At 75.1% G+C, this 9,649-nt stretch carries 9 protein-coding genes and 1 riboswitch; of the genes, 6 read left to right on the top strand and 3 right to left on the bottom strand.

Features of this window, described 5'->3' with window-relative positions:
* Positions 1-221, bottom strand: a 221-nt coding sequence (locus K336_RS0103390; protein WP_028706287.1) for a hypothetical protein, incomplete at its 3' end; no start/stop codon positions are given.
* A 344-nt stretch (positions 222-565) separates the two neighbouring features.
* On the opposite strand from K336_RS0103390, the gene K336_RS0103385 reads away from it, so the two are divergent.
* The 6 genes from K336_RS0103385 to K336_RS0103360 all read left to right on the top strand — a co-directional run bounded on the left by K336_RS0103385 (position 566) and on the right by K336_RS0103360 (position 6,613).
* On the top strand, positions 566-1,999 hold the full coding sequence (locus K336_RS0103385) for a mycothione reductase (RefSeq protein ID WP_021798740.1): 1,434 nt from the start codon (positions 566-568) through the stop codon (positions 1,997-1,999).
* Entirely contained in the window at positions 1,996-3,243 is a 1,248-nt protein-coding gene (locus tag K336_RS14100; RefSeq protein WP_155944973.1) for a glycoside hydrolase family 3 N-terminal domain-containing protein, read from the top strand. The genes K336_RS0103385 and K336_RS14100 overlap by 4 nt, the downstream gene beginning before the upstream one ends.
* 392 nt (positions 3,244-3,635) lie before the next feature.
* Positions 3,636-3,725: riboswitch (TPP riboswitch) on the top strand.
* Positions 3,716-4,519: a hydroxyethylthiazole kinase gene (gene thiM, locus K336_RS0103375; protein WP_028706286.1), complete on the top strand. Its 804-nt coding sequence runs from the start codon at positions 3,716-3,718 to the stop codon at positions 4,517-4,519. It overlaps the preceding riboswitch by 10 nt.
* Positions 4,516-5,175, top strand: a complete 660-nt coding sequence (gene thiE / locus K336_RS0103370; RefSeq protein WP_028706285.1) for a thiamine phosphate synthase — start codon at positions 4,516-4,518, stop codon at positions 5,173-5,175. Before thiM ends, thiE begins: the two co-directional genes overlap by 4 nt.
* Positions 5,172-5,972: a bifunctional hydroxymethylpyrimidine kinase/phosphomethylpyrimidine kinase gene (gene thiD / locus K336_RS0103365; protein ID WP_021798732.1), complete on the top strand. Its 801-nt coding sequence runs from the start codon at positions 5,172-5,174 to the stop codon at positions 5,970-5,972. Before thiE ends, thiD begins: the two co-directional genes overlap by 4 nt.
* Positions 5,969-6,613, top strand: coding sequence for a TenA family protein (locus tag K336_RS0103360; protein ID WP_021798743.1), 645 nt, complete (start codon positions 5,969-5,971; stop codon positions 6,611-6,613). Before thiD ends, K336_RS0103360 begins: the two co-directional genes overlap by 4 nt.
* Before the next feature lie 172 nt (positions 6,614-6,785).
* Here the strand turns inward: K336_RS0103360 and K336_RS0103355 are convergent, their stop codons facing one another.
* Together K336_RS0103355 and K336_RS0103350 are read right to left on the bottom strand one after the other, a co-directional pair.
* Positions 6,786-7,562 carry a phosphate ABC transporter ATP-binding protein gene (locus K336_RS0103355; protein WP_028706284.1) on the bottom strand — a complete coding sequence of 259 codons (777 nt, stop codon included), beginning with the start codon at positions 7,560-7,562 and terminating at the stop codon, positions 6,786-6,788.
* A gap of 9 nt (positions 7,563-7,571) precedes the next feature.
* Positions 7,572-9,452: an ABC transporter permease subunit gene (locus tag K336_RS0103350; protein ID WP_028706283.1), complete on the bottom strand. Its 1,881-nt coding sequence runs from the start codon at positions 9,450-9,452 to the stop codon at positions 7,572-7,574.
* Positions 9,453-9,649 lie beyond the last annotated feature (197 nt).

The following is a 9,649-nucleotide window of genomic DNA, read 5'->3' as shown; positions in this document are numbered from 1 at the left end:
GACGCGATGTTCGAGCAGTCATCGCAGGCCGCCCGGGCGTTCGCGTCGAACACGTCCGCGTAATGCCCCTCGAAATCCGTCGACGCCGTCGCCGCCCACGACGACCGCGAGGCCGCCTGCCCCGACAACGTCCCCGACAGCGCCGACGCCGCAGACCTCAACGCGTCAGCCACACCATCATCAAAAGCAACCGGCTCCTCATACGCACCGAGATCAACCACGACGACTCCTCGACCAAACCACAGGCCACAAGGGGGGGCGGGCCCGACTCACAGATCAGTGAACCACCAAAGGACGAGGCGCGGAGAAGGTCCCGGAACCCGGGATGATTGATCTCTCAATTCGATATTCCGGGCAGTGCTTCGGACCCAAGAGCAGTGCCTCGGACGCGAGAAACGCGAGAAAGAGGTCCGCTCTGCGATCCTTGCGGGACTTCCCGCGGGAACCGCAGGGCAGTCGACCACCCGTCAGCAGCCCCACGGCACGGCCGCAGCCCCGGCCCCCGGCCGGGCGCGCGGCGTCCATGCGCTCCGGTCCCGTCACGAGTCCGTGCAAGGATGGACGCATGGCCCACGCGCACACCGAAGACCACTTCGACATCTGCATCATCGGCTCCGGGTCGGGCAACTCGATCGTCGACGAGCGGTTCGACGACCGGAGCATCGCCCTCGTCGACCGCGGCGTCGGCGAGGACCTCTGGTTCGGCGGCACCTGCCTGAACGTCGGCTGCATCCCCACGAAGATGATGGTCGTGCCCGCCACGATGGCCGCGGCCCCCGAGCACGCCCGGCGCCTCGGCGTGGACCTCCACCTGGATGGCGTCGACCTCGGAGCGCTCCAGCAGCGCGTCTTCGGGCGCACCGACGGCATCTCGCGGGCCGGCCTGGCCTGGCGCGAGTCCAACCGGAACGTCACCGTGCTGCGCGAGGCGGCGGCCTTCGTCGACGAGCACACCCTGCAGGTGGGCCACCGGACGATCACCGCCGACCAGTTCGTCATCGCCGCCGGCTCGCGCCCCCGCGCGCTGGCCGCGGCCGGCCTCGACGACCCCGACCTGGCCGGCATGATCCACACCTCCGAGACGATCCTGCGCGTCAGGCAGCTGCCCGACCGCCTCGTCGTCGTCGGCGGCGGTGTCGAGGCCATCGAGTTCGGCCACATCTTCGCCTCGCTCGGCTCCCGGGTCACCCTCGTCAACCGCTCCGACCGCCTGCTCCGCCGCATCGACGGGGAGATCGCCGCCCGCGCCACGCAGCTGGCCGCCGAGCACTTCGCGGTGCGCCTCAACCAGCGGCTCTCGTCCGTCGAACCCGCCGAGCGCGGCGGGCTGCTGCTGCGCTTCGTCGATCCGTCCGACACCGAGTACCGCTACAACACCGACGCCCTGCTCGTGGTCACCGGGCGCGTGCCGAACGGCGACCAGCTGGCCGTCGATCGCGCCGGCGTCGACGTCGACGAGGCCGGCTTCGTCGTCGTCGACGAGCACCAGCGCACCAGCCGGGAGCACATCTGGGCACTCGGCGACGTCTGCGACCACCACCTGCTCAAGCACGTCGCCAATGCGCAGGCCCGCGTCGTCCAGCACAACCTGCTGCACCCCGACGAGCCGATCGCCCGTCCCGCCGAGCCCGTCCCGCAGGCCATCTTCGGCCAGCCGCCCGTCCTGACCGTCGGCGCCACCGAGGAGGCGCTGCGCGAGGCCGGCACCGAGTACGTCAAGGTCGTCCAGCCCTACGACACGGTCGCCTACGGCTGGGCCCTCGACGACAGGACGAGCTTCGTGAAGCTGCTCGTCGACCCGGCGACGCGCCTGCTGCTCGGCGCCGGCGTCATCGGCCCCGAGGCCCCCGAGCTCGGTCAGCTGCTCGTCGCCGCGATGAGCTTCGGCATCGACGTGGGGACGATGGCCCGCGGCCAGTACTGGGCGCACCCCGAGCTCGCCGAGGTCGTCGAGAACGCCCTGCTCGCCGCGGCCGCCGAGTGCGAGGGGGCGCGGTGAGGGCCGGCGGGACGACGGGAGCAGTGCGCCGCCGCGGGCGCGTCGCGACCGGTCTCGTCGGCGCGGCCCTGCTCGCCATGACCACCGCCGGCTGCGCGATGGGCCCCTGGGGCTCGGGCGGCGGCGAACCGTCCCCGAGCGGGACGGCCGGGACGCCGGAGAAGACCAGGAGCACCAGCGCTCCGCCGTCGGCCATCAGCTCGGGCGCCGCCTCGCCCGACGCGGCCTGCTCGGCCAAGGCGGCCTCGATGAGCCTGTCCGCCCAGGTGCAGACGCTCTACATGGGCGCCATCACCCAGCGCACCCCGAGCGTCGCCGCCGGCGAGCTCGGCCAGCAGATGGTCGGCTCGGTCATCCTCATGACCGAGCCCGGCTCGCTGGACGCCGACGATGCCGCCGCGCTCACCGGGGCCCTGCGTGAACAGGACCCGGAGGCCCTCATCGCCGCCGACCAGGAGGGCGGCGAGGTCACCCGCCTGAGCGGCAGCGGCTTCACCCCGATCCCGTCGGCCGAGGAGCAGGCCGGCCGGCCCGCCGACCGGATCACGAGCGACTGGACCACGTGGGCCGGCGAGCTCGAGCGGGCCGGCGTCGACCTCGACCTGGCGCCGGTCGCCGACGTCGTCACGGCCGACATGAGCACCCGGAACCAGCCGATCGGCCAGCTCGGTCGCGGCTACGGCCAGACGGCCTCCGACGTCACGACGAACGCGGGCGCCGTCATCGCGGGCATGCACGCCGCGGGCGTCACCACGAGCATCAAGCACTTCCCGGGTCTCGGCGACGTGACCGCCAACACCGACGAGGCGGTCGCCGTCGACACCACGACGAGAGCCGACAGCGACACGGTCGGCGTCTTCGCCGCCCTGTCGGGCAGTACGGACACGATCATGGTGGGCTCGGCGATCTACCGGCAGATCGACCCCGACAACCCGGCGCTGTTCTCGTCCGCGATCGTCACCGACCTGCTGCGCGACCGGCTCGGCTACGGCGGCGTCATCGTCTCCGACGATCTCGGCGCCGCGGCCGCCCTCGACGCGTACGACGTCGCCGGACGCGGCACGCGCTTCCTGCGCGCCGGCGGCGACCTGGCCCTCGACGTCGACCCGTCCACCGTCAACGAGATGGTGCGGAACACCCTCGAGGCGGCCCGGTCCGACCAGGATTTCGCCACGCAGATCACCGACAAGGCCGCGCGCGTGCTGACCCTGAAGCAGCGGGCGGGCGTCGTGAGCTGCGGCTGAGCGTCCCGCCCCGCCGCGGCCGAGCGCCTTCCCGCCCGGCCAGGGCCCTGCCCCGACGCGCTCCACGCGTCCTGGCGGTTCCCCCGGTTCCCCGGCCCGGCAGTGGGGCTCGCCGGGTTTCTCGTCGGCTCCCGAGACCGTGCCGACGCCCGGGACGGTCTCGGGAGCGCATGAGCGGGGCGGGGACGGGGGACCGGTGCGGCTCGGGACCCGGCGGAACGACCAGGGCCGCGGGCCCCGCCCCGCGGAGCTGCCCGTCGACTTCTCGCACTTCTCGCCCCTTGCACGATCCGCCCCACTCACTCGGCGTGCCCAGCCCCGGGGGCGGGCCGCGCCCGACGGCCCCTGCGCGGGCCCCCGCCTCGCGGGGGTCCGCCGCGGCTGCTACCGTGCACGGTGACACGGGGTGCCCCGATGGCTGAGATCACACCCGTCGAACCTGTCCAGTTAGCACTGACGAAGGGATGTCGCCATGATCGACCACGCAACCGCCCGCACCGTGCTCGACAGGCTGAGGTCCGCCCCGCCCCTGGTCGGGTGCATCACCAACTCGGTCGTCACCAACTTCACCGCCAACGTCCTGCTCGCCCTCGGCGCGGCGCCCGCCATGGTCGACATCATCGGCGAGGCCGGGCCGTTCGCCGCCACGGCCGACGGACAGCTCATCAACGTCGGCACGCCCACCCCCGAGCAGCGCGGCGCCTCCATGGACGCCGCCGTGGCCGCCCGCCGGGCCGGCACCCCGTGGGTCCTCGACCCGGTGGCCGTCGGCACGCTCGTGCAGCGCACGGCGCTGGCCCACCGGCTCATCGCCCAACGGCCGACGGCCGTGCGCGGCAACGCCTCCGAGATCATCGCCCTGGCCGGCTCCGGAACGGGGGGACGAGGGGTCGAGAGCGCCGACGACGTCGAGTCCGCGCTCGACGCCGCCCGCTCCCTCGCCGAACGCTTCGGCCCCGTCGTGGCCGTCTCCGGCCCCGTCGACGCGATCGTCTCGTCCGACCGCGTCGTCCGCGTCGGCGGCGGCTCGGCGATGCTCACCCGCGTCACCGGCGGCGGCTGCGCCCTCGGCGCCGTCCTCGCCGCCTTCCTCGCGGCCGGACGGGCCGTCGGCGCCGACGCGCTCGAGGCGGTCGCCGCCGCGCACGTCGTCTACTCGGCGGCGGCGGAGATCGCCGAGAGGAGCTCCTCGGGGCCGGGCTCCTTCCAGCCCGCCTTCCTCGACGCCCTGGCCTCCGTGGACGGCGCCGAGCTCGAGAGGATCCCGCTGTCATGAGGCCCGCACCCGACCTGAGCCTGTACCTGGTCACCGACGAGGCCCAGTGCGCCGGCGCCGGGCGCAGCGTCCTGGAGACCGTCGTCGCGGCGGTCGACGGCGGCGCCACCTGCGTGCAGCTGCGCGCCAAGGACGCCGACGGCGGCCCCTTCCTGCGGCAGGTCATCGAGGTCTGCCGCGCCGTCGGCTCGCGCGTGCCCGTCCTCGTCAACGACCGCGTCGACGTCTTCCTGGCCGCCCGCGAGCTCGGGGCGCGCGTCGCGGGCGTCCACGTCGGCCAGTCCGACCTGCCCGCGCCCCTCGTGCGCGCCCTCATCGGCGACGGCGCCTTCCTCGGCCTGTCGGCCAGCACCGACGCCCAGGTCATCGCGGCGCAGGACGAGGGCGCCTGCGACCACCTCGGCATCGGCACCGTGCGCGAGACCGCGACCAAGACCGACGCGCCCGGCGGGCTCGGCGTCGCCGGCGTGGCCCGTGCCGCGTCCCTCGTCGAGCTGCCCGCCGTGGCCATCGGCGGCGTCAAGGCGCCCGACATGGCCCCGCTGGCCGCCGCCGGCCTCGCCGGGGGCGCCGTCGTCTCGGCGATCTGCTGCGCGCCCGACCCCCGTCGGGCCGCGGCCGAGCTCCTCGCCGCCTGGCGGGAGGGGCTGCGATGACCGTCACCGCCCTGTCCATCGCGGGCTCCGACCCCAGCGGAGGGGCCGGGATCCAGGCCGACCTGAAGTCCTTCAGCGCCAACGGCGCCTACGGCATGTGCGTCATCACCGCCCTGACCGCCCAGTCGACCCTCGGCGTCACCGGCGTGCACGCCGTGCCCGTCGACTTCGTGCGCGCCCAGCTCGACACCCTCCTGGACGACATCGCACCCGACGCCACGAAGATCGGGATGCTCGCCACCGCCGGACTGGCCCGTGCCGTCGGCGACTACCTGCCCCGGCTGACCGGCACCGTCCTCGACCCCGTCATGGTCGCCACGAGCGGCGACGCCCTCCTCGACGAGGACGCGGTCGACGAGGTGCGCCGCCTGTGCACGGTCGCCGAGCTCATCACCCCGAACCTTCCCGAGACCGCCGTCCTGCTCGGCGCCGACCCGGCGACCGGCATCGACGAGCTCGTCGACCAGGCCCGCGCCCTGCGCGGCCTCGGCGTGCGGCGCGCGCTCGTCAAGGGCGGCCACCTCGACGAGGAGGCGACCGACGTCTACGTCGACGAGGACGGCCCGGTGCTGCTGCGCGGCCGACGCATCGACACGGGCAACACCCATGGCACCGGCTGCACGCTGTCCTCGGCCATCGCCGCGCTGCGACCCCGCCACGACGGCTGGCTCGGCGCCGTGCGCGCCGCGAAGGCCTACCTGAACGACGCCATCGCAGCGGCCGATGCGCTGGGCGTCGGGCACGGGCACGGCCCCGTGCACCACTTCCACGCGTACTGGCCGCAGGAGGACCGATGAGCTTCACCGAACGCCTCTGGGCGCGCATCGCGCCGATCCGGGCCGCCATCGACGAGCTGCCGTTCCTCGGGGCCCTGGCCGACGGCTCCCTGCCGCGCGAGCGCTTCGACCACTACCTGCGCCAGGACGCGCTCTACCTGGGCCAGTACGCCCGCGTCCTGGCCCGGGTCGCCTCCCTGGCGGACGATCCCGACGAGCTCGTCTTCTGGGCCGAGAGGGCCCGCGACTCGATCGTCGTGGAACGCGCCCTGCACGCCCGGCACGTCGACGTCATGGCGGACGCCGTCGCCTCGCCCAGCTGCGCGGCCTACACCTCGTTCCTCCTGGCGCAGTCCCGCGGCGAGTACGGGGTGGCCGCCACGTCGGTGCTGCCGTGCTTCTGGATCTACCAGGACGTCGGCGAGCGGATCCTCGCCGCGGCCGGAGACCTGACGAACCACCCGTACGGGGACTGGATCGGCACCTACGCCGACCCGGCCTTCGCCGAGCAGACGCTGCGGGTGCGCGCCATCGTCGACCGCGTCGCCGAGCAGGGCGACGGGTCGCTGCGCGGACGCATGGCCTCGGCGGGCGAGCAGGCCGGCCGCTACGAGTGGATGTTCTGGGACGCCGCCTGGCGGATGGAGGCCTGGCCGGTCTGACGGAGGTCTGGCCGGTCCGAGCGGTCCCGCCCGGTTCTCGTCCCGCCGTCCCACCTCACTTCTGCGCCGACACCCGGGTCGTGTCCGAGGTGGGAGCACCTGGGTGAGGTGGGAGCGGAGTGATACTGGGTCGGGCGGGGAGCGGGGCGGCCGCTCAGAAGCGGCCCGTGGTTCAGAAGCGGCCGGTGATGTAGTCCTCGGTCTGCTGGTGACGGGGGTTCGAGAAGACCGTCGCCGTGTCGTCGTACTCGACCAGGCGCCCCGGCGTGCCGGGGCCGTCGGTGCTGAAGAACGCCGTGCGTTCGCTGATCCGCGCCGCCTGCTGCATGTTGTGGGTGACGACGACCACCGTGCGGTCCTCGCGCAGCCGCCCGATGAGCTCCTCGATGGTCAGCGTCGAGAGGGGGTCGAGGGCCGAGCAGGGCTCGTCCAGGAGGAGCACCTCGGGCTCGACGGCGACGGCGCGGGCGATGCACAGCCGGCGCTGCTGGCCGCCCGACAGACTCGTCGCGGGCTCGTCCAGCCGTCGGCTGAGCTCCTCCCACAGGTTCGTGCTGCGCAGGCACGACTCGACGAGGGCGTCGGCCTCGCCGCGCCCGATGCGGCGGCCGGCCAGGCGCACGCCGGCCAGCACGTTGTCGCGGATCGACATGGTGGGGAAGGGCCTCGGCTGCTGGTGGACCATGCCGACGACGCGGCGCACCCGCACCGGGTCGACCGCCGACCCGTGGATGGCGGTGCCGTCGATGAGGACGCGCCCCTCGACGCGGGCGCCCGGGATGAGCTCGAGCGTCCGATTCATGGCGCGCAGCATCGTCGACTTGCCGCACCCCGAGGGGCCGATGAAGGCGGTCACCGTGCGCGGCTCGATCGTCATGCTCACGTCCTGCACGGCGGTCAGCGCCCCGTAGCGGACGCTCAGATGCCTCAGTTCAACGCGTCTGGCCATCAGTGCTCCTCATGCGGCGTCCTTCGGGCCGATCCGGGCCGCGACGGCCCGGCCGACCAGGTCGAGCGCGACGACGACGGCGACCAGGCACAGCACCCCCGTCCACGGGCCGGGGGCGGTCCCGGCGGCGGCCGCCCCGGCGATCCAGTCCGCCAGGGCGCTCGGCGACGGCCGCTCGACCGGCCCCGCCACGACGAGCACGAGGGAGGCCGCGCCGATCGCCCGGGAGACCGCCAGGACGGTCGACGAGACGAGCCCGGCCGAGGCCGTCGGCAGTACGACGCGCAGGATGACCCGCCATCTGTCGGCGCCGAGCGCGAGAGCCTCCCAGCGCAGCGCTGCGGGCACGAGGCCGAGCATCTGGACGGCGCCGCGCGCGACGTAGGGGATCATCAGCGCGCACAGCGCGAGGACGGCGCCCGCGGCCGCCGGGGCGCGGCCCGGGCCGACCAGCACGATGCGCAGGGCCAGCGCGAGCAGGCCCGCGACGAGGGAGGGCGCCGAGACCGCGGCGTCGGTCAGGGACGAGACGATGCGGGCCGCGCGGCATTCCGCGTACTCGGCCGCCCACACGGCGCAGGCCAGGCCGACGGGCACCGAGACGGCGATCGCGGCGGTGATGGTCACCAGCGTCCCGACCACCGCGCCCAGGAGAGGGGCCGCCGGGGTCGTGCCGCCCGCCGGGGCGGCGGCCCTCGCCAGCAGCACGACCAGGGGCAGCACGGCCAGCGCGAACGCCGCCGCGCACAGATCGCGGCAGCCCGCGTCCACCGCGCTGCGCGGCCCCTCGACGGCGAGGACGAGGAGCGGGTGGACGAGCAGGCAGGCGAAGGCCCCGCCGATGAGCGCGCCGAGCGGACCGCCGTCGGACGAGAGGGCCTCGAGCAGTGCGGCGACGAGCAGACAGGCGGGCACGAGCACGGCGCCGGTCCAGCGGGGCAGGCGGACGGCGGTCGGCGACGCGTCGAGGGCCCGGTCGAGGGCGGCGAGCTCGGCCGGGATGCCGCGCCCCGGGCGGGCGCGGCGCGGGCGCACCGGCGGGCGCCCGGCGACCAGGGCCCGGGCGGAGAGACCGGCCGCGAGGTCGATGAGCACGATGATGAGCGCGGCGAGGACGAGCCTGCCGAGGATGTCGTCGTCCGCGAGCCGGGTGAGGCGCCAGACGTCGGAGCGCGAGGCGGCGCGGGCCGGGATCGCCCGCAGCTGGTCGGGGCGGACGCCGCCGAGCAGGACGGTCAGGGCGAGGGCCTCGGCCAGGGCGCGCGAGAGTGCGAGGGCGGTCATCGAGCGCAGGGCGCGCGCGCAGGAGGGCAGGACGACCTGCCGGATCATCTCCCAGCGCGTGGCGCCGAGGGCCAGCGAGGCCTCGACGAGCGCTGACGGGACCCGCGCGAAGACCTCCCGGGCGCCCGAGGCGATCGTCGGCGTGACGATGACGGCCAGGACCAGCCCGCGGACGACGGTCCGCGCCGGGCCGTCCGCGCCCCCGGTGAGGGGCTCGGCGGCGAGCAGGGCGTACGCGACGGCGGGGACGGCGGCCAGGACGTCGAGGAGCGCCCCGAGCGGGCGGCGCGCCCGGCGCGGCGCGATCCGCGTGGCGAACAGCGCGGCGCCGGCGCCGACGGGCGCGGCCACGGCGACGGCGATCGCAGCGGAGCAGAGCACCTCGACCAGCAGCGCTCCCAGGCCGGTGGCCGAGCCCTCGGGCGAGGTCGCCGACTGGCAGGCCAGGAGGGTGATGAGCGCCATCGGGACGAGGACGGTCAGCAAGGCCCCGACGCGGGCCAGGGCCGCCGCGGCCCGGTCGCCGCCGCCCGCGACGGCGGGCAGGGCTGTCACGCCGCCGGGATCGGCGGCCGGGGCGGCTCCGTGCGCTGCTGCTCGGTTCATCCGGTGCGGGTCCTCGGGCTCGGAGGCGGACGCGTGCCGTCCGCCGTTACCGAGGCTATGCGGCGCGCCCGGTGCGGCGGGAGGGCCCGGGCGAACATTGCGTGAACGCCGCCCGCCGGCGCCCTCGTGGAGCGGGACGGGTCCTCGGACGGTGGTGGGCGTCCGGCCCGGACTGTTCGGCTGTGTCGTCCGGGTCC

Origin of the sequence: Propionibacterium acidifaciens DSM 21887, assembly GCF_000426605.1 — a bacterium.
Lineage (GTDB): Bacteria > Actinomycetota > Actinomycetes > Propionibacteriales > Propionibacteriaceae > Propionibacterium > Propionibacterium acidifaciens.
This window is presented reverse-complemented; position numbering and strand designations above follow the sequence as displayed.

What these genes read in the sequence shown, in the direction of transcription:
- thiM (WP_028706286.1), top strand. Translation starts at nt 3,716, where the DNA reads ATGATCGACCACGCAACCGCCCGCACCGTGCTCGACAGGCTGAGGTCC.
- K336_RS0103355 (WP_028706284.1), bottom strand. Translation starts at nt 7,562, where the DNA reads ATGGCCAGACGCGTTGAACTGAGGCATCTGAGCGTCCGCTACGGGGCG.
- K336_RS0103360 (WP_021798743.1), top strand. Translation starts at nt 5,969, where the DNA reads ATGAGCTTCACCGAACGCCTCTGGGCGCGCATCGCGCCGATCCGGGCC.
- thiD (WP_021798732.1), top strand. Translation starts at nt 5,172, where the DNA reads ATGACCGTCACCGCCCTGTCCATCGCGGGCTCCGACCCCAGCGGAGGG.
- K336_RS0103385 (WP_021798740.1), top strand. Translation starts at nt 566, where the DNA reads ATGGCCCACGCGCACACCGAAGACCACTTCGACATCTGCATCATCGGC.
- K336_RS0103350 (WP_028706283.1), bottom strand. Translation starts at nt 9,452, where the DNA reads ATGAACCGAGCAGCAGCGCACGGAGCCGCCCCGGCCGCCGATCCCGGC.
- thiE (WP_028706285.1), top strand. Translation starts at nt 4,516, where the DNA reads ATGAGGCCCGCACCCGACCTGAGCCTGTACCTGGTCACCGACGAGGCC.